Annotated in this window: 16 protein-coding genes, 1 tRNA gene and 1 pseudogene; 12 read left to right on the forward strand and 6 right to left on the reverse strand. The window is 73.9% G+C overall.

Annotated features, from left to right (window positions below):
• Positions 1–82: 82 nt before the first annotated feature.
• The 3 genes from IE237_RS24270 to IE237_RS24280 all read left to right on the forward strand — a co-directional run bounded on the left by IE237_RS24270 (position 83) and on the right by IE237_RS24280 (position 3,736).
• Complete coding sequence (locus tag IE237_RS24270; protein WP_189804290.1) at positions 83–379, forward strand: hypothetical protein; 297 nt, start codon at positions 83–85, stop codon at positions 377–379.
• Positions 380–383: 4 nt separating this feature from the next.
• Complete coding sequence (locus IE237_RS24275; protein WP_229842859.1) at positions 384–647, forward strand: hypothetical protein; 264 nt, start codon at positions 384–386, stop codon at positions 645–647.
• Positions 648–1,159: 512 nt separating this feature from the next.
• Positions 1,160–3,736 (forward strand): SpoIIE family protein phosphatase, encoded by a 2,577-nt coding sequence (locus IE237_RS24280; protein WP_189804213.1) that lies wholly within the window; start codon positions 1,160–1,162, stop codon positions 3,734–3,736.
• Between the two features lie 262 nt (positions 3,737–3,998).
• Here IE237_RS24280 and IE237_RS24285 read toward each other — a convergent pair.
• Positions 3,999–4,072 (reverse strand) — tRNA-Pro (locus IE237_RS24285).
• Between the two features lie 53 nt (positions 4,073–4,125).
• Positions 4,126–6,905 (reverse strand): annotated as a pseudogene (locus tag IE237_RS24290) (AAA family ATPase).
• 89 nt (positions 6,906–6,994) lie between these two features.
• On the opposite strand from IE237_RS24290, the gene IE237_RS24295 reads away from it, so the two are divergent.
• On the forward strand, positions 6,995–7,558 hold the full coding sequence (locus tag IE237_RS24295) for a DUF309 domain-containing protein (RefSeq protein ID WP_189804214.1): 564 nt from the start codon (positions 6,995–6,997) through the stop codon (positions 7,556–7,558).
• Here IE237_RS24295 and IE237_RS24300 read toward each other — a convergent pair.
• Both IE237_RS24300 and IE237_RS24305 read right to left on the reverse strand, forming a co-directional pair.
• A complete protein-coding gene (locus IE237_RS24300) occupies positions 7,535–7,909 on the reverse strand; it encodes a DUF488 domain-containing protein (RefSeq protein WP_189804215.1) in 375 nt (124 codons plus the stop codon). The genes IE237_RS24295 and IE237_RS24300 overlap by 24 nt on opposite strands.
• Positions 7,910–8,121: 212 nt before the next feature.
• A complete protein-coding gene (locus IE237_RS24305; protein WP_189804216.1) occupies positions 8,122–8,724 on the reverse strand; it encodes a TetR/AcrR family transcriptional regulator in 603 nt (200 codons plus the stop codon).
• Positions 8,725–8,925: 201 nt separating this feature from the next.
• Between IE237_RS24305 and IE237_RS24310 the strand changes: the two genes are divergently transcribed.
• The 7 genes from IE237_RS24310 (at position 8,926) to IE237_RS24340 (ending at position 19,649) form a co-directional block, all read left to right on the forward strand.
• Positions 8,926–9,780 (forward strand): phosphatase PAP2 family protein, encoded by an 855-nt coding sequence (locus tag IE237_RS24310; RefSeq protein ID WP_189804217.1) that lies wholly within the window; start codon positions 8,926–8,928, stop codon positions 9,778–9,780.
• Complete coding sequence (locus tag IE237_RS24315) at positions 9,777–10,841, forward strand: DMT family transporter (protein ID WP_189804218.1); 1,065 nt, start codon at positions 9,777–9,779, stop codon at positions 10,839–10,841. The genes IE237_RS24310 and IE237_RS24315 overlap by 4 nt, the downstream gene beginning before the upstream one ends.
• Before the next feature lie 186 nt (positions 10,842–11,027).
• Positions 11,028–12,038 (forward strand): SPFH domain-containing protein, encoded by a 1,011-nt coding sequence (locus IE237_RS24320; protein ID WP_189804219.1) that lies wholly within the window; start codon positions 11,028–11,030, stop codon positions 12,036–12,038.
• Complete coding sequence (locus IE237_RS24325) at positions 12,035–12,934, forward strand: NAD(+)/NADH kinase (RefSeq protein WP_189804220.1); 900 nt, start codon at positions 12,035–12,037, stop codon at positions 12,932–12,934. The genes IE237_RS24320 and IE237_RS24325 overlap by 4 nt, the downstream gene beginning before the upstream one ends.
• Positions 12,935–13,204: 270 nt before the next feature.
• Positions 13,205–14,071: a GNAT family N-acetyltransferase gene (locus tag IE237_RS24330; protein ID WP_189804221.1), complete on the forward strand. Its 867-nt coding sequence runs from the start codon at positions 13,205–13,207 to the stop codon at positions 14,069–14,071.
• Between the two features lie 589 nt (positions 14,072–14,660).
• Positions 14,661–16,463 (forward strand): S8 family serine peptidase, encoded by a 1,803-nt coding sequence (locus tag IE237_RS24335; protein WP_189804222.1) that lies wholly within the window; start codon positions 14,661–14,663, stop codon positions 16,461–16,463.
• A gap of 189 nt (positions 16,464–16,652) precedes the next feature.
• The gene (locus tag IE237_RS24340; protein WP_229842860.1) at positions 16,653–19,649 is read left to right on the forward strand and encodes a helix-turn-helix transcriptional regulator; all 2,997 of its coding nucleotides are present in this window, start codon (positions 16,653–16,655) and stop codon (positions 19,647–19,649) included.
• 180 nt (positions 19,650–19,829) lie between these two features.
• Here IE237_RS24340 and rox read toward each other — a convergent pair whose 3' ends face one another.
• Positions 19,830–21,257 (reverse strand): rifampin monooxygenase, encoded by a 1,428-nt coding sequence (gene rox, locus IE237_RS24345; RefSeq protein WP_189804224.1) that lies wholly within the window; start codon positions 21,255–21,257, stop codon positions 19,830–19,832.
• Positions 21,258–21,427: 170 nt separating this feature from the next.
• A complete protein-coding gene (locus IE237_RS24350; RefSeq protein WP_189804225.1) occupies positions 21,428–22,237 on the reverse strand; it encodes a caspase family protein in 810 nt (269 codons plus the stop codon).
• 74 nt (positions 22,238–22,311) lie between these two features.
• On the opposite strand from IE237_RS24350, the gene IE237_RS24355 reads away from it, so the two are divergent.
• On the forward strand, positions 22,312–23,205 hold the full coding sequence (locus IE237_RS24355) for a DNA/RNA non-specific endonuclease (protein ID WP_189804226.1): 894 nt from the start codon (positions 22,312–22,314) through the stop codon (positions 23,203–23,205).
• The last annotated feature ends 95 nt before the right edge of the window (positions 23,206–23,300 follow it).

Here is a 23,300-nt window from a genome sequence, read left to right on the forward strand (position 1 = left end):
CCCGATCTACCGGACGCCCAAGCACAAGGACAAGGAGTACGAGAAGGAGCACGGCCCGAACCCCGCGAACCACCAGCCGGGCGTGGACATGGGCGGCGGCTACCTCACCGACGGAAAGATCTACTTCGGTGAGCGGGACGTGGCCGCCGAGTATTGGAGCCCGAACGGCGGCGTCAACTTCGCGAATGGCATGGTGCGGTACGACATGCACCCGGACTTCCTGAAGGAGTTCACAAGTTCCGAGTACATGAAGGTGTACGACACGAAGGGGAAGGACGGGGCGCCCCGCATCGAGTGGACGATTCCGGTGGACAAGTTCGACCGGTTCAACGAGCTGGTGATGAAGCGGACATGGATTCCGTATGGTGAGAAGGGGTGATGACGTGGTCAGGAACCACGATGAGTTCGACGTGGTGATCAAGGTGGTGACCATGGTGGGATCGTTCGTGACGATCGAAACCGCGGAAGGCGGGGACGGGTTCATCGACCAGGCCAAGCACCCCTCGTGGTGGTCGGAGGAGGCGCCGCCCCCGGCCGAGGGCGACCGGCTCCACGTGGTGGTCCTGGACGCTTCCAGGACCCCGCCGCGGCTGAGCGCGCTGGAGGATGACATCGAGATCGGGCGCCGGCTCCGCGGCGACGGCTGACCGGCATCCGGGAGTCAGCCGTCGGCTGCGAACCGTACCCGGACCGTGAGGCCGCCGCCCTCGTCGGCGGTGGCCTCCGCCGTCGCGCCGTGGGCGCGGGCGACTTATCGTTCTTCCCGGCCGCGGCGACCACTCGGGCCGTGTCCACCTCTCGCCCGCCGGCCGCCGGCCGCCGAGGAGGACGCACCGCCCTGCTCCGCGCCTCGAGACCCGACGTCGCCGCCTTCCTGTGCCGGACCGAAAGCATGACCCGGCGGCCGGGAGGGCGAGCGCCTCGACCTGGACGCCTTCGCCTCCCAGATCATGGATCGACGTCCATCCCCCTGCCCCACAGCGGTGGGAACCTTGTGTCGTGGCCCGGATGCGTACCGTGAACGCCAGGAGCCCTGGCCGCGGGGAGGTGCTACAACTGGGGTTGTGAGCCCGTCTCGTCTCTCGTGCCCGGCGTACCGGTGCGGTCGAACCTAGGCAGAAGATTCGGAAGCGTCGCCGGACAGGTCTTCGTCCTTCAGGTGGCGATCGTGGTGCTGCTCGCCGCCGGGGCCCTCCTGGCTCTGCTGCTGCAGTCGCGGTACGACATCGACCGTGAAGCGCGCAACCGGTCGGTTTCCGTGGCTCAGACCTTCGCGCACTCGCTGGGCCTGCAGGACGCGCTGAGTTCGCCGGACCCGTCCGCGATCCTGCAGCCCCTCGCCGAGGAGACACGCAAGGACGCGGGCGTGGACTTCATCGTGGTGATGGACACGAACGGCATCCGCTACAGCCACCCCCAGCCCGACCGCATCGGCGAGCGGTTCGTCGGCACGATCGAGCCCTCACTCGCCGGCGAGGTGTACACCGAGAGTGTGGAGGGGCCGCTCGGCAAGGAGATCCAGGCGATCGTCCCGGTCACCTCGCCCGAGGGTGAGGTGGTCGCCCTGGTCTCGGCAGGTCTGACGGTGGCGAGCGTGACCGGCATCGCCGACCGTCAGCTTCCGGTCATCCTCCTGGCCATCGCCATCGGTCTGGCTCTGGCCACCGTCGGCACGGCGCTGATCAGCCGAAGACTGCGCCGCCAGACCCACGGGCTCGGCACGCAGGAGATGACCCGCATGTACGAGCACCACGACGCGGTGCTCCACTCCGTCCGCGAAGGGGTGCTGATCACGGACGGCGAAGGACGACTACTCCTGGCGAACGACGAGGCCGGACGGCTGCTCGGCCTGTCGGACGACGCCGAAGGACGCCCCGTCGACGAGGTCGGCATGGATCGCCGAATGGCGGAACTGCTGCTGTCCGGCCGGGTGGCCACCGACGAGGTGCTGGAGGCAGGGGACCGGCTGCTCGTGGTCAATCAGCGGCCCACGCGCCCGCATGGCTCGGCTGTCACCATCCGCGACTCCACCGAGATGCAGCTCCTGAGCAGCCGGGCGGAGACGGCCCGCAAGCGGCTCAAGCTGCTGTACGACGCCGGGGGTGACATCGGCACCACCCTCGACGTGGTCCGCACCGCGAAGGAACTGGCCGACGTCGCCGTTCCCCAGTTCGCGGACTTCGTCACGGTCGACCTGGCCGACCCGGTACTGAAGGGCGACGAGCCCGGCCCGGGCGCCGACATGCGGCGCACGGCGGTCAGCGGCATCCGATCCGATCACCCGCTGTACCCGCTCGGCGCGCTGATCGACTTCCTTCCGTCCACACCGCAGGCCCGTGGCTACGGTACGGGCACGGCCGAACTCGTACCCGATCTCCATGATGCGCCGGGCTGGCACGCCCAGGACCCGCCGCGGACGTCCCGGATCGTCGACTACGGCATCCACTCGCTCATCGCGGCTCCGCTGAAGGCCAGAGGTGTCGTGCTCGGGATCGTCAACTTCTGGCGGTCGCAGAAGCCGGAACCGTTCGACGAGGACGACCTGTCCCTGGCCGAGGAGCTTGTCGGCCGCGCCGCGGTCACCATGGACAACGCCCGCCGCTACACCCGCGAACACAATCTCGCGGTGACGCTCCAGCGCAGCCTGCTGCCGCAGGATCTGCCCGAGCAGAGCGCGGTGGACGTCGCGCACTTCTACCAGCCCGCCCAGTCCGGAGTGGGCGGGGACTGGTTCGACGTGATCCCGCTGTCGGGCAGCCGCGTCGGGCTCGTCGTCGGAGACGTCGTCGGGCACGGCCTGCACGCCGCGGCCACCATGGGGCGGCTGCGCACGGCCGTGCACAACTTCTCCTCCTTGGATCTGCCGCCCGACGAACTCCTCGCCCGTCTCGACAACCTCGTCCAGCGCATGGACCAGGAAGGCGACAGCGCGCCCTCGGACGCCGGTGTCCTGGGCGCGACCTGCCTGTACGCCGTCTACGACCCGGTCTCCCAGAACTGCACCATGGCGCGGGCAGGACACATGCCACCGCTTGTGGTCGCCCCGGACGGCACGACAACGATCTCGGAACTGCCGGCCGGCCCCCCGCTGGGGCTGGGAGGCATGCCGTTCGAGACCATGGAACTGCACCTGGCGGAAGGCAGTCAGCTCGTCCTGTACACCGACGGGCTGGTCGAGGAGCGGAGCCGGGACATTTCAGTGGGCGTGGAAAAGCTGCGCACGGCGCTGAGCCACCCCGGCCGAGACCCGAAAGCCAGCCGCCGCGCCGTACTCGACGCCCTGCTCCCCGGCCGTCCGGCCGACGACATCGCCCTGCTCATCGCCCGGACACGGACTCTGGGCCCCGGCCGGGTCGCAGAGTGGGATGTACCGTTCGACCCGAGCGAGGTCGGCGCCATGCGCGGCCTCGTGGCCGAGCGACTGGAGGAGTGGGGCCTGCAGGAACTCGCCTTCACGACAGAACTGATCCTCAGCGAGCTCATCACCAACGCCATACGGTACGCCGCCCCGCCCGTTCGCGTTCGCCTGTTGCGCGATCGCACCCTGACCTGCGAGGTGTGGGACGGCAGCAGTACCGCCCCGCATCTGCGGTATGCCGCCACCACGGACGAGGGAGGCCGCGGGCTGTTCCTGGTGGCCCAGCTCAGCGAGCACTGGGGCACCCGGTACACGCAGGAAGGCAAGGTCATCTGGGCCGAACAGGTCCTGCCCGCCACTGACAGTGCCCTCTCCTAGACCGCAGTCGTCCTGCTGACCGCCGTCGCCCTCAGGACGCGCCCGTCGGACAGACGATCGGGGCGGCGTGCTGCCCGAGTGCGTTGCCGGAGTTGCAGCCGTTCTTCCCGACCGGGTCAAGGTGCGCTCAGACCGGTCGAGTGCACCAGTCTCTTGTGGAGTCGTACGCAGCCAAGCGCTGGTCCCCAACTGGTCCCCAACAACGAGTCAGAGGTCGTTTCAGATTGCTCTGAAACGACCTCTGCCCTGCGACTCTTTCGAGTCGGGACGACAGGATTTGAACCTGCGACCCCTTGACCCCCAGTCAAGTGCGCTACCAAGCTGCGCCACGTCCCGATGCGCGTCTCCGCGGGGTTTCTCCCGCGTCGCCGTGCAGGGAAAACATTACCTCACTCCGGACGGTGGGATGACGCACGGGCTGTCACCGCGTCCGAGGCGAGGAGGTCGGCGCCGCAGGTGGCGGCCAGGGCGGTGGCTTCGGCGAGGGTCGTGGCGGAGCCGGTGGCGCGGGCGAGGTCGAGGCGGGCGCGGGCTTCCTCGTAGCGGGACGGCGACGCCGCGAGGTGCTCGACGGCCCGCTCCAGGAGACGGCGGGACTCGGTCGGTTCTTCGAACAGGGCCAGGCAGCGGAGGGCTTCGCCGAGGGCGGTGTGCGTGCCGAGGCGTTCCGCGTGCGTGAGGGCCTCGCGGGCGATCCGGGCCGCGCGGTCCGGGTCGGTGGGCGCGAGGGCGCGGGCGAGGTCCAGAGGCCAGGGGGCCCACACGATGTGGTGGCGGCCCCGGACGGTCAGGGCCTCGGCCGCGCCCTCCAGGGTGGAGACGGCCTCTTCGACGCGGCCTTCGGCGAGCAGCAGCCGGCCGAGGACGCTGGGGCCGTCCGGCAGCACGATCGCGCCGGGCCAGGGCGGGCCGAAGGCGTACCGGTCGGCGACGGCCCGGGCCTCGGCGGTACGGCCCCGGGCGACGAGCGTGTCGATGAGGAGGCAGGCGGTGTCCCAGTGGACGGGCAGGCCGTCGCCGACGCGGTCGGCCAGCCGGAGGCCCTCCTCCAGGTGGTGCTGGGCGCGGGGCAGGTCGCCGCGGCGCCGGTGGACGAGGCCCAGGAGGGTGCGGCCGAAGGCGAGGTGGGCGCCGCTCCAGCCGGAGATCTCGAAGGCGCGGACCGCTTCGGTGAAGAGCGCCTCGGCCCGGTCGGGGCGGTCGGCGAAGGCGTACGCGATGCCGGTGAAGGCCGGGATCTCGAAGCCCCAGACGGGGTCGGTCCAGCCGAGGCCCCGGGCGGGTGCGCCGTCGACGAGGGAGAGGTCGCAGAGCCGTACGACCTCGGCGGCGGGTTCCCCGCGCATCGTCGCGTCGAAGCTGCGGACGGTGATGAGGGCCCGCTCGGAGTTGTCGGCTCCGGTGAGGCCGGCGGTGAGCTCGGCGAGGCGGCGGGAGCGGCCGGGGCCGTCCTCCTCGGACGCCTGGAACCCCTCGTAGATGAAGTGCGCGGCCTGCAGCCGTCGTCGGCCGGTGCCGGGTGGCGTCCGGGCGTACTCGACGGCGGCGGCCCGCGCGGCCTCCTGGAGCTCGTTGTTGTGGGCGAGTGCCTGGACGAGCCGGTAGGTCGCGTCGATGCGCAGCTCGTCGTCGAGGCCGGGCAGGTCGAGTGCGGAGCGCAGATGACGGACGGTGGCGGCGGGCGCGGTGAGCAGCGACGCGCAGCCGAGCTCGTACAGGACCCTGGCGTACGTGTCGGGGCCGGGCGGTTCGACGAGGGCCCGCTCCAGGCCGCGTCGGGGGCGCCGACGGCGAGGTGTTCGACGGCGGCGGCCCGCAGCCGGCTCACGACGTCCTGGTCGTCGTCGGGGTGCACTTCGAGGAGGTGCCGGGAGACGGCGGCCGGTCCGTGACCCGCCTGGGTGAGCGCCCAGGCCGCGCGTCCGTGCAGCGCGGTCCGTACGCCCGGGGGCACCGAGCCGTACACGGCGGTCGCGATGAGCGGGTGCGCGAACTCCAGCGGCGGGACGGGCACGAGGGCGAGTCCGTTCCGTCCGGTCGTCGGCGCCGTCACGATCCTGGCGGCCCGGAGGAGTTCGGTGTCCTCGGCGACCTGCTTCGCGCTCATGCCGGTGAGGGCCACGAGGAGCTCGGGCGTGCTGTCGGTGCCGAGGACGGCGGTCGCCCAGGCGAGGCGGGTCGGGCCGCTGCCGAGCTCCTCCAGGCGGGCGACGAGCCCGCCGCCGCGCGCCCCGGCGCCGAGGTCGCGGAGGAGGCCCGCGGAGCCGGCGACGGGTTCGAGCATGCGGTCGCGGGCGTTGGCGAGCAGTTCGACGGTCTCGTACGGGTTGCCGGAGGTCACCGTCCACAGCTCGCGGCAGAACGGCTCGTCCGCGTGCCCGCCGAGGGCGTCCCGGGCGAGTGCCGCGGTGGCCCCGGAGGTGAGGGCGTGCAGGCCGAGGGTGAGGACGGCGCGGTCCGCGAGCGCGGCGAGCGTCGCGGGCGCGCCGGGGCCCTTCGGCTCCCGTACGAAGGGGCGGTGGGCGAGCACGACGAGGACGGGCAGCCGGCGGTCGCGCCGGGTCCGGGTGAAGGTGTCGAGCCAGGACAGGGATTCGGCGTCGGCCCAGTGGACGTCGTCCACGAGCAGCACCGGAGGCCGGTCCCGCAGCCGTTCCGCGAGGCGGTCCAGGAGCCGGGCGAGGCCGAGCAGCACGCCCTGCGGGTCGGCGGGCACGTCCGAGGACGGCGGGGCGATGCCCAGCGCCGGGGCGAGCAGGTCGAAGTGGTCGCCGAAGAGCTCCCGGACCTCGTCGGCGCGGAAGCCGTCCAGGGCGGGCTGGAGCAGCTGACGGGTGAGGTGGAAGGGGACGGAGGTGAGGGTTTCGCCGCCCCGGGCGGTGAGGACGGTGCAGCGGTCCCGGGCGGTGCGATGTATCTCGGCGAGGAGCGCCGTCTTGCCGATGCCCGGCTCGCCCCGGTAGACGAGTATCCCGCCGCGTCCCGGGCCGCCCGCGGCTGCTCCGGCGACGAGTTCGTCGACGGCGTGGGCGGCCGCGGCGAGCTCCGGGTCGCGTTCGAGCAGGCCGGCCCGCTCGTCGGAGGCGCCCGGCACGAACGGCGTTGCGGGCGGCGACTGTTCGGGATCCGTCGGCACCGGTGACTCACTCCCCACACGAACTGTTGGCATGACGCGTCCGGCACCACCCGCGCGGACCGGAACAGCGCCGGACCGACGAGCCTAGCGGTCGTGATCGTCCGACGGGCGACAATGGGCGGGTGAACCGGACAACGGGTGACCACGAAGGCGTTCGCGGCGGGGCCGACGGCGGCCGCGGGGGCGGCGACGGGAGGGATCGCGACGAGGCCGGGCGCGCCCGCAGCGCCCGGCCGCGCGACGGGCTCGGCCGCCCGCTGCCCTACGGGGCGGAGGGAGTGCCCCGGCAGCCCGAGGGGGTCGTCCGCGGGCCCGAGGAGACCGTGCGCGAGGCGCAGCGGCTGCTCGACGCCGGAATGCCCTTCCACGCGCACGAGGTCTTCGAGGACGCCTGGAAGTCCGGTCCGGAGTCGGAGCGGGACCTCTGGCAGGGGCTCGCCCAGCTCGCCGTGGGTCTGACGCACGCGGCCCGCGGCAACGTGACGGGCGGGGCCAGGCTGCTGCGCCGGGGCGCCGACCGCCTGGCCGGCGGGAGCCCGGCCCCCGACACCCACGGGATCGATGTCGGCGGACTCGTGTCGTGGGCGCGCGAGTTGGCCGATCGCACGGAGGGTGGGGGCGCGGGCGGGGCCGTTCCGGACGCCGCCGCGGAGGCGCCCCGGCTACGCCCGGGTCGCCTCCAGTGAGCGCCGCAGTACGGAGGTGTGGCTCACGGACGGATCCTTCGCGGCCGTCAGGAGGGTGACGGTCCCCCGGGCGGCGAGGTCCCTGAGCCGGTCGAGGGCCGCGGCGGCCTCGGGGGCGTCGAGCTCGGCCTCGTAGCGGCGGCTGAACTCCTCGTACTCGCCCTCGGTGCCGTGGTACCAGCGGCGGAGTTCGGTGGACGGGGTGAGCGCCTTGGGCCACTCGTCGATGTGCGCGTCCGTCTTCTTGAGGCCGCGCGGCCAGAGCCGGTCGACGAGGACGCGCACCCCGTCGTCGGGTGACGGCTCCTCGTAGACGCGGCGGACGCGGACGGCGGGGTTGCTTGCGGCCATGGCTCCAGGGTGCGCGACGCAACGGGGTTCACCCCGATCGACGCGCGGCGGGGGCCGGGGTTCGCCCTCCCCGACACGCTGGCTTCCGCCTTGCGACGTACGGGCCCGGGGCCGGGGCTCGGGCCGCGGCGCTCGCGCCGGCCGGGGCTCAGGCCTCGACCAGCGCGCACCGGCCGGGGCTCAGCTCTCGACCGACGCCCGCCGGCCGGGGCTCAGCCCTCGACGCGCAGGGCCGGGAGGAGGACGGCGTCGACGAAGGTCCGCATGGTCGAGGCGTCCGCGAAGCGCTCCTCGAAGAGCCGCTCGATGCGGAGCATGCCCATGAAGCAGGGGGCGACGAAGCCGATCGCCGGGTTGTCGGCCGCGACCTCGCCCCGCTCGACCGCGCGGGCCATGACGGCGTCGATGGCCGCGACCTCGGGGGCGATGACGGTCTCGCGGAGGGCGGCGCGCAGGTCGGGGTGCTGCATGTAGGCCTGGGCGACGGCCTCCATGAGCTCGGCGTCCCGCTCGCGGTGGGAGGCGGCGATCCGGGCCGCCTCGCGCAGGTCACCGGCGAGGGTGCCGGTGTCGATGCCGGTGAAGACGGTGCAGCGGCGCTGGGCCAGGGCCGCGGTCACGAGCTGGGGTTTGGTGCCCCACTGCCGGTAGAGCGTGGCCTTGCCGCACTTGGTGCGGGCGGCGACGCCCTCCATGGTCACCGAGTCGTAGCCGCCCTCGCGGAGGAGGCAGAGGACGGCGTCGTAGAGCTCCGTCTCGCGCTCCGGCGTGATCTTGCTGCGACGGGCTGCGGCGGTCGCGGCCTGAGTGGACATCGATCCCTCCCGGACACCTCTGTCTCTGCACATACGAGAGTAGGGGGTGCACAATCGAGACGCAAACGTATCGAGACGCTTGCGTCTCGATGAAATCGGATCTAGGCTCACTCCGTTTGTTGGCGATTTGACGGATTAGAGGGCCGCGCGATGGCTGTCGGGATACGCGGGATACGAGGAACACGTCCTGCAGGACCGGGGATGCCTCCTACCCCCGGCCCCGCCGGGCTCGACGGGGCCGAGGACGCCGAGGACGCCGAAGCCTCCTCCGAACCCGAGCCGGCACCCCGCGACTCCTGGTCCGCGCCCGCCCGACCGCCGCTCCTGCGGGAGTTCCTGCTCGTCACCGCGCTCTTCCTCGTCTACAAGTTCGGCCGGCTCTTCGCCAACGGCCACGAGACCCGCGCCTTCCGGAACGCCGACCGCGTCTGGGACGCCGAGCGCGCGATCCACCTGCCGGGCGAGGGAACGGTCCAGCAGCTGCTCCTACACGGCGAACCGCTGATCAGGGCGGCCAACACGTACTACGCGGCCGTGCACTTTCCGGCCACCATCGCCTTCCTCGTCTGGCTGTACTGGCGCCGCCCCGCGCACTACCTGTGGTCGCGCCGGGTCCTCGCACTCCTCACCGGCGCCGCGCTCGCGCTGCACCTGCTGATGCCGCTCGCCCCGCCCCGGATGCTCGCCGCCTCCGGACTCGTCGACACGGCCCGCGTCTACGGCCCCTCCGTCTACGGAGCGACGCCGGAGACGGACTCGATGGCGAACCAGTTCGCGGCCATGCCGTCGCTGCACTTCGGCTGGGCCCTGATGGTCGCGATCGGCCTGATCGCCGCCACGCGCTCCCGCTGGCGGGTGCTCTGGCTGCTGCACCCGCTGCTCACCCTGCTCGTCATCGTCGGCACCGCCAACCATTACTGGTTCGACGCGCTCGCCGCCGCCGTCCTCCTCGGCCTCGCACTGCTCGCCGTCCGCGCCCCCGGCCACCGGACCGCACCCCCACCCGTCCCCCGCACGCTCGGTGCGGCGCCCCTCCCGGTCGGAGCCCTTCGATGAACCCCGCCGCAGGCACCGCGCTCGCGGTCCTCCTCTCCCTCGTCTCCGCCGCCGGGTACGCGCTCGCCGCCGTCGCCCAGTCCCGGCTCGCCGCCGCCTCCCCCGCCGCCCCCGACGGGCGCGGGGCCCTGCGCGCGCTGCTCGCGCGCGGGCAGTGGTGGTGGGCGGTCGGCCTCAACGCCGCCGGCGCCCTCGCCCATGTGGCCGCCCTGCACTACGGGCCGCTGACGCTGGTCCAGCCGCTCGGCGCGCTGACGCTGGTGGCGGCGCTGCCGCTGGGCGCCTACTGCGCGCGCCGCCGGGTGACCCGTACCGAATGGCGCGGAGCCCTCTGGACCCTGGGCGGGCTCGTCGGGCTCGTCGCCGTGACCGGACCCACCGCCCCCGGCGAGGCCCTCAGCCTGCGCGAGTCCCTGGTCGTCGCCGCGGCGACCGCGCTCCTGATCGCCGCGCTGGCCTCCGGGCGGCTGCAGGGGCGGGAGCGGCGCGGGAACGGCGGCCCGGCCGCGCGCGGCCTCGGGCACGCCACGGCGTCCGGGATCGCCTCGGGCGTCGCCTCGGCGCTCACCCAGACACTGACGGCCGCGCTCGCGCTCGACCTGCCCGGCACCGAGCCGACCTGGTGGCAGACCGCGCTGCTCGCGGTGCTGATATCCGGCTTCGCCTCCGGCGGCCTGCTGCTGTCCCAGGCCGCGTACCGGGGCGGGCTCGCGGCGCCGCTGGCCGTCGTCAACCTCTCCAACCCGGCGGCCGCCGCCGTGATCGGCGTGGCCCTGCTCGGCGAGACCTTCCGGGCGGGCGCCTGGGGCTGGCTGGTCGCGGCGGGCGCGTCGCTGGTCGCGGCGCGGGGCGTGGTCCTGCTGACGAAGGGCGGCACGCCGGAACCGACGGTGGTGGCGGTGGCGGTACCGGCCCCGACGGCGGCCCCGGCCCCGGCGGTTCCGGCCCCTGCGGCGACGGCGACGGCGATCCAGGCGGAGGCACGGCCGATGCCGATCCCCCGCATCCCCGACCTCACCGCGCCGGAGACCGAGCCGACCCCCGCGCCGGTCGGCGGCTGAACCGGAGGCCGAAGGAGCACGCGGGCAGCGCGGCACCTCGCATCAGAAGCCAAGGCGCACGCGAACGGCGCGGCACCTCGCGTCGGAGGCCGAAGGTGCACGGGGACGGCGCCGCCCTCCCGAATGCGTCACCTTGACGAAAACCGACCATGCCCCCTATCGTCAATATGACGACAAGGGGGTTCCATGGCTGACATCACCCGGCGGGCCGGCTGGCGCCATCTGCGCTCCGCGCCCACCGCCCACATCCGCCACCAGCGCCGCGGCCGGCTCGTCCACGACGGCGAGGGGCTGAGCTTCTGGTTCCGTCCGCTCAGCGCCGCCCTCTCCGAGGTGCCGGTGAACGACCGCGAGCTCGCGATGGCCTTCCACGCGCGCACCGCCGACTTCCAGGACGTGAGCGTGCAGTCCACCGTCACGTACCGGATCGGCGACCCCGGCGCGGCGGCCACCCGGCTGGACTTCTCCATCGACCCCGACACGGGGGCCTGGCGCGGCGCCCCGCTGGAGCAGCTCGCCACCCTCCTCACCGAGACCGCCCAGCAGCACGCGCTCGACGTCCTCGCCCGCACCACGCTCGCCGCCGCGCTCGTCGACGGCGTGGCGGCGGTACGGGACCGCATCGCCGCCGGACTCGCCGGCGAGCCGCGCCTTCCGGACACCGGCATCGAGGTCGTCGCGGTCCGGGTGGTCGCGATCCGCCCCGAGCCGGAGGTCGAGCGCGCCCTGCGCACCCCCGCCCGCGAGCAGATCCAGCAGGAGGCCGACCGGGCCACGTACGAGCGGCGCGCGGTCGCCGTCGAGCGGGAACGCGCCATCGCCGAGAACGAGCTCGCCAGCAAGATCGAGCTCGCCCGCCAGGAGGAGCGCCTGGTCGAGCAGCGCGGCACCAACGCGCGCCGCGAGGCCGAGGAGAACGCGGCCGCCGACGCGGTACGGGCCGAGGCCGAGGCCGTACGGAAGGTCCGGCTTGCCCGGGCCGAGGCGGAGGCGGCGCGGGAGGTCGGCGAGGCGCGCGCCGAAGCGCAGTCCGCGTGGCTGCGGGCGCACGCGGAGGCCGACCCGGCGACCCTGCACGCCCTGGCCGTGACCCGGGCGGCGGAGAACCTGCCGCGCATCGAGCACCTCACGCTCTCCCCGGACGTCCTGACCGGACTGCTCGCCAGGCTGGGCGGCGAGGGCGGGGCACGGCCGTGAGCCTCGCGCCGCGCGCGGTGCTCGTGCACCGGACCACGGAGTACGAGGAGCTGCTCGCCCGGCACGGCACGCACGGGCAGGCCGCGTTCTTCCTCTCCGCGCGCGGCCGCTCGGTCGACGCGGTGCGCGAGCGGCACGAGCGCACGCGGCGGGCGCTCGCCGAGGTGGCGGGCGCGGTTCCGCTGACGTGGCGCCAGACGCGGGTCGAGCGGGCCGACCTGGACAGGTTCCTGTTCGGGCCCGAGGACGTCGTGGTGGTGGTCGGGCAGGACGGTCTTGTCGCCAACGCGGCGAAGTACCTGACGGGGCAGCCCGTCATCGGCATCGACGCCGACCCCGGGCGCAATCCGGGCGTCCTGGTCCGGCACCGCCCGGACCGGGCACGGCGGCTGCTGCCGTACGCGGCGGGCACCGGGGCGGCGGTCGACGAGCTGACGATGGTCGAGGCCGTCACCGACGACGCGCAGCGGCTCCTCGCGCTGAACGAGATCTACGTCGGCCCGCCGGGACACCAGACCGCCCGCTACACGCTCGGGCTCGACGCCACGGACGCCCCGCCCGAGCCCCAGGCCTCCTCGGGCGTCCTGGTCGGCACCGGCACCGGCGCCACGGGCTGGCTCCGCTCCCTGTGGGAGCAGCGCTCCAGCCCGCTCGCCCTGCCGGCGCCGACGGACGCGCGGCTCGCCTGGTTCGTCCGCGAGGCCTGGCCGTCACCGACGACCGGCACCACCCGCGTCGAGGGCCTCCTGGACGCGGGCCGGGGCCTGCGGCTCACCGTCGAGTCGGACCGCCTGGTCGCCTTCGGCGACGGAGTCGAGTCGGACGCCCTCGAACTGACCTGGGGCCAGACGGTCCGCCTCACCGCCTCGGCGTCCCGCCTGCGACTGGTCCACTGAGCCGCGCCGCCCGCCCTCGTTGTGGGCATGCGTTCCTCCCCCAGACTTCGTCCGGGAGGTGCCCCCAGGGCGATGGGGGTCCCCCCTGCTCGAGCGGGACGATTGCCCACACGGGGGCGGGGCGGGCCCCACCCAGGGAGGCGGGCACCGCCCCGGCCGGAAACGATCGCCGGTGCGTCGGCGGGGCCGCGCGCGGCGTTATGCTCGGCGCGCTTCGCCCGGGTTCCCGCCCCGGCGTCCGCCCGCCTCCCGGCCGTCGAAGGACACCGCATGACCTCCGTCTCCTCCGGTTCGCTGTCCGTCTCGTCCGCCACCCCGCAGGAGTGGGCGCTCGTCCGGTCCTGGGCCGCCGAGGAGGGGTGGAACCCCGGGCTCTCCGACGTACCGGCGTTCTTCGCCCAGGACCCCGCCGGCTTCTTCCTCGGCCGGGTCGATGGGGAGCCGGTCTCCGCCATCTCGGTCGTCACGTACGACGACTCCTACGCCTTCCTCGGCTTCTACCTCGTCCGCCCCGCTTTCCGCGGCCTCGGACACGGCCTCGCCACCTGGCGCGCCGCCCTCGCCCACGCGGGCGGCCGGGCCGTCGGGCTCGACGGGGTGCCGGCGCAGCAGGACAACTACCGCCGCTCCAACTTCGCCACCGCGTACCGCACCGCGCGGTACGTGGGCGAGGTCCCTGCCCCCGACCGCCCGGTGGCCGGTGTGGTGGCCGCCGGGAAGGTCGACCGGGCCGCCCTCGCCGCGTACGACGGCGCCTGCCACCACGCCGACCGGCCCCGGTTCCTGGACGCCTGGCTGACCACTCCCGGCCATCGGGCGCTGGCCCGTGTCGTCGACGGACGTCTGACCGGGTACGGGCTGGTTCGTCCCGCGGAGGACGAGGCCCGCGTGGGGCCGCTCTTCGCGGACACCCCGGCGGACGCGGCGGCCCTGCTCGACGGGCTCGCCGCCGAGGCGCGGGAGTTCGGCGCGGCCCGGATCGCGGTCGACATGCCGGAGGCGAATCCGGCCGCGGCCGCGCTGGCCGAGGAGCGGGGCCTGGAGCCGACGTTCGAGACGGCCCGGATGTACACGGGCCCGGTCCGCCCGGTGGCCCGGGAGCGTGTCTTCGGGGTCACCACGCTCGAACTGGGCTGAGCAACCCGCCCACGCCACTTCGCCCAGATCAACCCAGATCCACCCAGATCCACCCGGGTCTAGCCCTATCTACCCCGGTTCATCCCAACTCATCACGCCCTCATCCCTCTCATCCGAATCCAGCCGCTTCGCCCGCTCCGCGCGACCCGGCCGCTCCGGCCGGAACCGCGACCCGAGGCCCCGCCGCACCCGCGCCGCTGACGCGCCCGCAGCCCTGCCAAGTCGGGGGCGGAACGCGGGAGAAGGGCCCCTCGTACGCTCCCCCTCCCCGGACCCCCACCGCCCGGTGAGGGGTGACAAGGGTTTTCCCCGTATCGGGTTCACCCCCCCGTTCCCTACTGTCCTCCGCACCGGCAGATATCATCCCCCGAGCGCACCCTGACAGGTGCATGCGGAGGGTGCTGTCCGCCGGTGACGGCCTTGACCCGGGCCGTCGCGCCGGTGGCGGCGCACGGGCCCCCCAAGCCCAGGGAACGACGGAAGCGACCCCACTTCGCCCCGCCCGTCCCGCGCCGCCGCCACTGCTCCGCAGTTACGTCGTACTCGAAAGGGCCACACCTTGAACGGTTCCAGGCGGAGAGTCATATCCGTGGTCGCGAGCGCCGCGATCCTCGGTGCCGCTGCCATGACCTCCGGGGCGTTCGCCGCCGCCCCGGTCGCTGCCACACCGAAGCCGGCTCCGGCTTCGCAGACGATGCGGGCGCTTCCCAACGCCCCCGTCGAGAAGGTGATCGTCACCTACAAGACCCGGACCGCCGAGGCCGGTTCCAACACCGCCGCGAAGAGCGACACGGCCGAGAAGGCCGCGAAGACGGGCGAGAAGCTCTCCTTCGAGCGCCGCCTCGCCGGCGGTGGCGCCCTCGTGAACCTGGGCGGCCAGGCGACCAAGCAGGACGTGACCGAGGTCATCGACGCGTTCCGCGCCGACCCGGCCGTCGCCTCGGTCGAGCCCGACATCCGCGCCTACGCGATGGCGGTCACCCCGAACGACACCGACTACGCCAAGCAGTGGGACCTCTTCGAGTCCACCGGCGGCATGAACGTTCCCGCGGCCTGGGACAAGACGACCGGCTCCGGCGTCACCGTCGCCGTCATCGACACCGGCTACGCGGCCCACACGGACCTGGCGAGCAACATCGTCTCGGGCTACGACTTCATCTCGACCTCCGCCGACGCCCGCGACGGCAACGGCCGCGACGCGGACCCGAAGGACGAGGGCGACTGGAACGCCACCGACAACGAGTGCGGCACCGGTTCCAAGGCCTCCAACTCCTCCTGGCACGGCACCCACGTGGCCGGCACCATCGCCGCGACCACGAACAACACCAAGGGCATCGCGGGCATCGCGTACAACGCGAAGATCCAGCCCGTGCGCGTGCTCGGCAAGTGCGGCGGCTCGTCCGCCGACATCGCCGACGCCATCACCTGGGCCTCCGGCGGCACCGTGCCCGGCGTCCCGGCCAACGCGAACCCGGCGAAGGTCATCAACCTGAGCCTGGGCGGCGCCAGCTCCACCTGCCCGAGCGTCTACCAGACCGCGATCAACGGCGCCGTCTCGCGCGGTACCACCGTCGTCGTCGCCGCGGGCAACAGCAACGCCAACGCCTCCGGCTTCACCCCCGCGAACTGCTCCAACGTCATCACCGTGGCGTCGACCAGCCGCGAGGGCAACCGGTCGTACTACTCCAACTACGGCACCATCGTGGACGTGGCCGCGCCCGGCGGCGAGACCCGTCGCTCGACGGACACGCCCGGTACCGTCACCACCCCCGAGAACGGCATCTACTCCACGCTGAACTCGGGCGCGACGACCCAGTCGGCCGAGACGTACAAGCCCTACCAGGGCACCTCGATGGCCGCGCCGCACATCGCCGGCCTGGCCGCGCTCCTGAAGTCGGCCAAGAGCACCCTCACCCCGGCCGAGATCGAGTCCGCGATCAAGACCAACGCCCGCCCGCTGCCCGGCACCTGCACCGGCGGCTGCGGCACCGGCATCGCCGACTCCGCGAAGTCCGTGGACGCGGTCCTCAACACCACCCCGCCGACCGGCACCGTCTTCACCAACGCGACGGACGTGCAGATCCCGGACAACACCACCGTGTCGTCCTCGATCGCCGTCACCGGCCGCGCGGGCAACGCCCCCGCCGCCCTCAAGGTCGGCGTGGACATCAAGCACACCTGGCGCGGGGACCTGGTCGTCGACCTGGTCGCCCCCGACGGCACGGTGCGCAACCTGAAGGCCTCGTCCTCCTCGGACAGCGCCGACAACGTCATCACCACGTACACGGTCGACGCGTCCAACGAGGTCGCCAACGGCACCTGGAAGCTCCAGGTCCGCGATGTCGCCTCGGGTGACACCGGCTACATCGACTCGTGGAGCCTCACCTTCTGACGCACCACCGCACCACCTCTGAACCACCCCCCACATCAGCATCATTGCTGGTCAGCGACGCGCCCGTGGTCTACACCACTGGCGCGTCCTGGCGTTGTGGGAGCACGCACCCACGACGCCCCTGTCCGTATGCCGGACACGGGGCCTGGACTGTGCCCGTGAGCTCCGTATTCTCTGCGCACGGGGTTCATGGGCCGGGCCCCGAGGGGCCGGAGGTGGTGGACAGTGACGACAGCTCCACAGAGCCCTGCGCCGGTGGGCCGGCACGAACTCCTCACCCGGCTCGAACGCGCCCTCCACACCCGGGGCCGCGCCCTGCTCACCGGCCCCGCCGGCGTCGGCAAGACCGAGGTCGCCCTCGCCGAGGCGACCCGCGCCGAGGCCCGCGGCGAGACCGTGCTGTGGCTCGCCACCCTGCCGTCCGACCGCGAGATACCCGGGGCGGCCGCCGCCGCGCTCGTGGCCTCGGTGGCGGCGACCGTGACCTGGCCGGGCCTCGGCACCGGCCGCCCCGTCCCGGAGCCCTCCCCGGCCGCGACGCCCGCGTCCGGGCCGTCCCTCGCCGGCGGACCCGCGTCCGGCGTGCTCGGCTCCGGGGTGCTCGACTCGGGGGTGCTCGCCTCCGGGGTCTTCGACCAACTGCCGGGCCCCCAGCGCACCGCCGTCGCCATGCTCTGCCGCGAGGCGCCGATCGACGCCGGCGGCTGGGACCCGATCGCGCTGCGCCTGGGCATCGCCAAGATCCTGCGCGCCCTGACCTGCCGGGGCCCCGTGCTGCTCGTCGTCGACGGCGTCCAGCACGTCGACGCGGACAGCGCGGACCTGCTCCGGTTCGCCCTCCATCTGGCCCCGCCCGCGCTGCGCGTGGTGGCGGTGGAGACCCCCGAGCCGTACGCCGAGACCCACGAGCCGTACCGCGAGGGCCACCGTGCCGAGGACCCGCACGCCGCGCACCTCTGGGTCCCCTCGGAGGCGGACGTGCTGCGCGTCCCGCCGCTGCACGCCGACGAGATCGCCGAACTCCTCATCCACCACCGGCTGCCCTCCCGGATGGCCGGCCGCATCCACCGCGCGAGCGGCGGCAATCCCCGGCTCGCGCTCGCCGTGGGCCGCTCGCTCGCCGACGCGCGGACCCCGGTGCACCACGCGGAGGCCCTGACGCTCTCCGGGCGCGCCCGCGACCTCGCCCGCCAGCTCCTGGGCGCCGCGCCCCCCGCCGTGCGCGAGACGCTGCTGCTCGCCGCGCTCGCGCTGCGCCCCTCGGCCACGCTGGTGCGCCGCGCCGGGCGGCCCACCGCGGAGGCGGACCTCGCCGCGGCCGAGCGGGCCGACCTGGTGTCGCTCTCCGAGGACGGCTCGGTGACCTTCACCGCCGGGCTGCTGCCCTCCACCCTGGTGCACGACGCGTGCTGGGCCGAGCGGAGCGCCGGGCACGCGGCACTGGCGGAGGTCGTGGACGATCCCGTCGAGGCGGTGCGGCACCGGGCGCTGGCCACCGAGCGGCCGGACGAGGAGCTGGCCGCCGAGGTCGCGGCCGCCGCCGACCTGGCCCGGCGGCGCGGGAACAGCGCGCTCGCCGCCGAACTGGCCCTGCTCGCGGCCGAGTCGACCCCCGGCCGGCACGGGACGCGGCGGATCGCGCGGCTCGTCGACGCCGCCGAGGAGGCCGCCCGCGCCGCCCGAGCCGACCTCGCGATGCGGGCCGCCACCGATCTGCTCGCCCGGGACGCGGTGCCGTCCGACCGGGTCAGGGCCCGGCTCGCCGTGCTCGACACGGCGGGCCAGGGGCTCACCGGGCTCGACGAGATGTACGTCCACGCCATGGAGGACTCCGAGGGCGACACCGCCCTGCGGGCCGCCGTGCAACTGCGCCTCGCCGTCAAGTACGTGCTCGCGGACGGCGATCCGGAGCGCTCGCGGACGGCGGCGGTCGAATCGGCGGCGCTGGCCGCCTCGATGGGCGATCCCCGGCTCGCGGCGCAGGCCCTGACCGTGCAGGCGCGGATGGAGCGGGCCCTCGGCTCGCCGGACGCCGAGACCGTGCTCGGCCAGGCGCGTGCCCTGGAGCGGGCGGAGCGCCCGCTGGGGATCCGCAACGCCGCCCAGATCCTGACGATCCGCCACGCCCTGTTCGACGACCGTCTCGACGACGCGCGGGACGAGCTGAACGCGCTGCTGCCGCTGGTCCAGCGGCGCGGTTCGGTGGAGGACACCATCGAGCTGTTCTCCACGCTGGCCGCGATCGAGTCCCGCAGGGGCGCCTGCGCGGCGGCCCTCGCGCACGCGGGCCAGTCCCTCGCGCTCACCCTGGAGGCGGGCCTCTCCCCCGGCCCCGCCTGGTACACGCTGGCGCTGGCGGAGACCGCGGGCGGCAGCTTCGCGCGCGCCGCGAGCTATGCCCGCCGCAGCGTCCAGGCCTCGGAGGAGGAGGGCGACCGGGTCTTCCTCTCGCGCAGCCGGTACGCGCTCGGCCGCGTCCAGCTGATCAACGGTGACGTCGCCGCCGCCCTGGAGACCCTGCGGCGGGTCCAGGCCGACGAGCGCGCCCAGTCGACGGTGGACCCCTCGATGCTGCGCTGGCACGAGGAGCTGGCCGAGGCGCTGCTCGCCCAGGACGCGGGCGACGAGGCCCTGGCGCTCCTCGCGGAGGTGCGGCCGGTGGCGGAGCGGCTCGGCCGGTCCACGGTCCTGCTCGGCTGCGACCGGGCGTACGCCCTGTGCCTGGCGGCGGAGGGGCGGACGGACGAGGCGTCCGAGCTGCTGACCCGCACGGCCGACAGCTTCGGCCGGGCCGGTCTGCCGCTGGAGCGTGGGCGGGCGCTGATCTCGCTGGCCCGGGTCGAGCGGCGCCGCCGGCGCCGGTCGGCGGCGCAGAGCGCCCTGCACGAGGCGGCCTCGGTGTTCGAGCGGGCCGGGGCGGCTCCGTGGCTGGCCCTGGCGAGCGAGACGCCGGCGGGCGAGACCGCGGGCCCCGGCGCCGGCGGCGAGGAGTCGGTTCCGGCGCTCTCCTCGCTGACGGAGGCGGAGCTGCGCCTGGCCCGGCTGGTGGGCCAGGGGGCGAGCAACCAGGAGGCGGCGGCGAAGCTGTACCTGAGCGTGAAGACGGTGGAGGCGCGGCTCACCCGCATCTACCAGAAGCTCGACGTCCGCTCCCGCGCCCAGCTGGCGACGGCGCTGCGCCCGTAGGTTCACGACGTACGACGCACCCGCCCCCTGCGGCCCGGCACCCGCACGACCGGCCCGGCGGCCGGGCCGCGGCGGACCACCACCACCCCGCCCCTCCGGACACGGCAGGCCCCTGCCGGAGCGCCGGACGGGCGGGGTCCGGTCTCCCGGACCCCGCCCGTGGGGTCACCGCCGCGGGGCTCAGCCCTTCGCGGTGCCGAACCACTCCGCGAGGCGGCCGTCGAGCTCCGCCTGGTCCTCGCCGGCCCAGACGACGTGGCCGTCCGGTCGCAACAGCACGGCGGGGGCGTCGAGTTCCTCGCTGACGTCGACGACATGGTCGACGCGGTCCGCCCAGCCCGCGGCCGAGAGCCGGCCGGTCTGGTCGAGCAGCAGTCCCCGGCCGTCGTGCGTCAGCTCGTAGAGCCGCCCCCGCTTCAGGGTCACGTCGCGCAGCCGCCGGCCGAGGAGTTCATGGCCCTCGCCGAGGTCGTAGCGGACGTCGACCGCGGTGATCATGCCGGTGATGTACCGGTTGACCTCCTCGAAGTCCATCAGCTTCGAGAACAGCTCCCGCAGCGCGGTCGGCCCGGCCTCGGCGCCGAGGAGCATCATCTGGGCGCGGGTGTTCTGCACCACGCGGGCGCCCACGGGGTGCCGTTCGGCCTCGTACGTGTCGAGCAGTCCCTCCGGCGCCCAGCCGTCGACCGCCGCGGCCAGCTTCCAGCCGAGGTTGAAGGCGTCCTGGATGCCGAGGTTGAGGCCCTGGCCACCGGTGGGCGGATGGATGTGCGCCGCGTCGCCGGCCAGGAACACCCGGCCGACGCGGTAGCGCTCGGCCTGCCGGGTGGCGTCGCCGAAGCGGGAGAGCCAGCGCGGCGAGTGCACGCCGAAGTCGGTGCCGGCGAAGGCCCGCAGCTGCTTCTTGAAGTCGTCGAGGGTGGCCGGGGTGGCACGGTCCTCGGCGATGCCGTCGGCGGGCGCGACGACGCGCCAGGTACCGTTCCCGAGCGGGGCGAGGCCGAAGCGCAGCTGGGTCTTGTGGACCTCGGCGACGGTGGCGGCGATCGACTCCGCGTCCGCCGTCACCTCCATGACGCCGAGGAGCGTCTCGACCGTCGCGGGCTCACCGGGGAAGGCGACGCCGAGCAGCTTGCGCACGGTGCTGCGGCCGCCGTCGCAGGCGGCGACGTAGCGGGCGCGCAGTGCGGTGCCGTCCGCGAGTTCGACGGTCACGCCGTCCTCGTCCTGGGTCAGTCCGACCACCTCGGTGCCGCACCGGATCTCCGCGCCGAGTTCCCGGGCGCGCTCGCCGAGGAGCCGCTCGGTGTCCGGCTGCGGCGTGGCGAGGCCGTACGGGTGGGCCGTGTCGAGCCGCTCGGGCCATGCCTTCATCACGCCGCCGAAGAGGCCGCCGACCTGGAACCTCTCGCTGATCGCGGCGAACCGCTCCAGGAGGCCGCGCTGGTCCATCATCTCGACGCTGCGCGCGTGCAGGCCCTGCCCGCGGGACTCCCCGGTCGGCTCGGCCAGCTTCTCGAGGACGACCACCCGCACGTCGTGCAGGCGCAGTTCGCTCGCCAGCATCAGGCCGGTCGGTCCGCCGCCTACCACAATCACATCAAACATCGTTGCGCCCCGTTTTCCGCAGTTCCTTGCTTCGAACGGAGATTCTGCGCCATGACCGGGGCCTTGCCGCAAGGCCCCCCGTGCGCTATATCTTGAGAGTGGCAAGGAGAGGTCTTCCCTCCTTGCCTTTGTGTTTTCCCGGGGCGAGCGGTTCTCCCGGAGCGCCGGCCTCAGATCGTGAAGGGGCGCTGGTCCAGGAAGTCCGGGGCCGGGGTGCCGGTCACGTAGAGGTTCGGGCTCTGGGTCGGGGGCAGCAGGCCCTGGATGTCCCGGTGGAAGGCACGGTAGCCGCCCCGGAAGGCACCCTCGTCCCACACCTGGAGCAGGGCCCCGGTGAACGCGCCGTTGACGGGGCCGTCGGCGGCGACCTGATCGTCCTGGCAGGCCGAGACGAGCAGGGCGTCGGGAGCCGTGCCGTCGGCGGGGGCGTCCTTCGCCAGGGTCGACCGGAGCTCCTCGAACCAGCTGCGGTCGCGGTCGTAGAGCTGACGCTGTCGCGGCTCCGGCATGAAACGGCCGGTGCCGTCCTCCGGCGCGCCGCCGGAGATCTCGATGGCGCTGCCGCTGTGGCAGCAGTCGAGGAAGGCGACGATCCGTACGCCCTCGACGAAGGCGCGGAAGGCGTGCTGGACCTCGTCGTCGAGGAACTGGCGGTCGTAGAGGACGAGGGTCTCGTCGAGGCGGTCGGGCTCGTCGTCGGGGCCGTCGAGGTCGGGGACCTGGCCGCCGTGGCCCGAGTAGGTGAAGAGCAGGATGTCGCCGGGGACGAGCCGGTCGGCGGCCTCGTGGAGCACGGAGGTGACGTTGGCGGCCGTGCCCTCCGCGGTGAGCAGGGTGATGACCTCGAACCCGGCGGTCCGGGCGAGCCGCGCCATGTCGTGGGCGTCGTTCTCGCAGGCGATCAGGGTGCCGGGCCAGCCCTCGTACCGGGCGGCGTCGACCTCGTTCAGTCCGACGTGCAGTGAGAGTCCGGTGGCCATGGGATGCCTCCTCTGATCGAGTGGCCTGCGGTCCGGCACCGAGCGCGGCCTTCTCCACGCGGTACCTACATCGTATGAACGCTTCCGAGTCGCCGCCCTCTCCCGGCCGGCCGTCCGCCGACGAGCGCCGTGCCGCCCTCGCCGGTCGCACCGGCTACGACGAGACCTTCCTCGGTCCCGTCGTCCCGCTGGCGCTCCCGGTCCGGGAGTCGGTCGAGACCGTGATCCTGCCGTACACCCACTTCACCGTGGTCTTCCGGCCCGACCGGCGGCTCGCGGCGTCGACGGCGGTCTGCATCGAGGGGCGGGAGCTCCTGCTGGACACGGGGCGGGAGGACGTCTGGGAGTACGACCCCCGGCTGCCGGAGGAGCGGCAGGCCGGCGACGAGATCTACCGGAACAACAGCCTGGACCGGGGTCACCTGGTCCGCCGGCTCGATCCGGTCTGGGGTGACCGGGCGACGGCGGCCCTGGCCAACACGGACACCTTCCACTTCACCAACGCGGCGCCCCAGGCGGACGTCTTCAACCAGGGCAAGGAGCTCTGGCAGGGGCTGGAGAACTACCTGCTCGACCACGCCGCCGCGTACGACCGGAAGCTGACGGTGCTCACCGGCCCGGTGCTCCAGGACTCCGATCCGCCGTACCGGGGGGTGCAGGTGCCGCTGCGGTTCTGGAAGGTGGCCGCGTTCGTCCAGGACGGGGCGCTCGCCGCCGCCGCGTACGTCCTGGACCAGAGCCCCGACCTGAGCCGGGACGCGGAGCGTGCCCTGGCGGGGGCGACGGTCGGTGCGCCGCCGCCGCTGGGCCCGTTCCGCACGTACCAGGTGCCCGTCTCGGACGTCGCGGAGATCACCGAGCTGGAGTTCGGGCCGCTGCCGGACGTGGACGTGCTGCCGCCGTTCCGCGAGCCGGAGGAGCGCTGGCGGCGTCTGGAGTCGTACGCGGACATCGTGCTGCACCCCTGACGCGGGGGCGCCCGCCGGGGAGCGATTGCGGCCGTCACCGCCCGGTGAAACGATGAGAGGGATCAGCCAGTTCGTCCGACCTCGACCGGTCACGT

The organism is Streptomyces tanashiensis (genome assembly GCF_014648895.1).
Lineage (GTDB): Bacteria > Actinomycetota > Actinomycetes > Streptomycetales > Streptomycetaceae > Streptomyces > Streptomyces tanashiensis.

Excerpts from the sequence above, each read along its gene's own strand:
- IE237_RS24315 (WP_189804218.1), top strand. The coding sequence starts at position 9,777 with ATGAACCCCGCCGCAGGCACCGCGCTCGCGGTCCTCCTCTCCCTCGTC.
- IE237_RS24330 (WP_189804221.1), top strand. The coding sequence starts at position 13,205 with ATGACCTCCGTCTCCTCCGGTTCGCTGTCCGTCTCGTCCGCCACCCCG.
- IE237_RS24340 (WP_229842860.1), top strand. The coding sequence starts at position 16,653 with ATGGGCCGGGCCCCGAGGGGCCGGAGGTGGTGGACAGTGACGACAGCT.
- IE237_RS24320 (WP_189804219.1), top strand. The coding sequence starts at position 11,028 with ATGGCTGACATCACCCGGCGGGCCGGCTGGCGCCATCTGCGCTCCGCG.
- IE237_RS24355 (WP_189804226.1), top strand. The coding sequence starts at position 22,312 with ATGAACGCTTCCGAGTCGCCGCCCTCTCCCGGCCGGCCGTCCGCCGAC.
- rox (WP_189804224.1), bottom strand. The coding sequence starts at position 21,257 with ATGTTTGATGTGATTGTGGTAGGCGGCGGACCGACCGGCCTGATGCTG.
- IE237_RS24305 (WP_189804216.1), bottom strand. The coding sequence starts at position 8,724 with ATGTCCACTCAGGCCGCGACCGCCGCAGCCCGTCGCAGCAAGATCACG.
- IE237_RS24300 (WP_189804215.1), bottom strand. The coding sequence starts at position 7,909 with ATGGCCGCAAGCAACCCCGCCGTCCGCGTCCGCCGCGTCTACGAGGAG.
- IE237_RS24310 (WP_189804217.1), top strand. The coding sequence starts at position 8,926 with ATGCCTCCTACCCCCGGCCCCGCCGGGCTCGACGGGGCCGAGGACGCC.
- IE237_RS24350 (WP_189804225.1), bottom strand. The coding sequence starts at position 22,237 with ATGGCCACCGGACTCTCACTGCACGTCGGACTGAACGAGGTCGACGCC.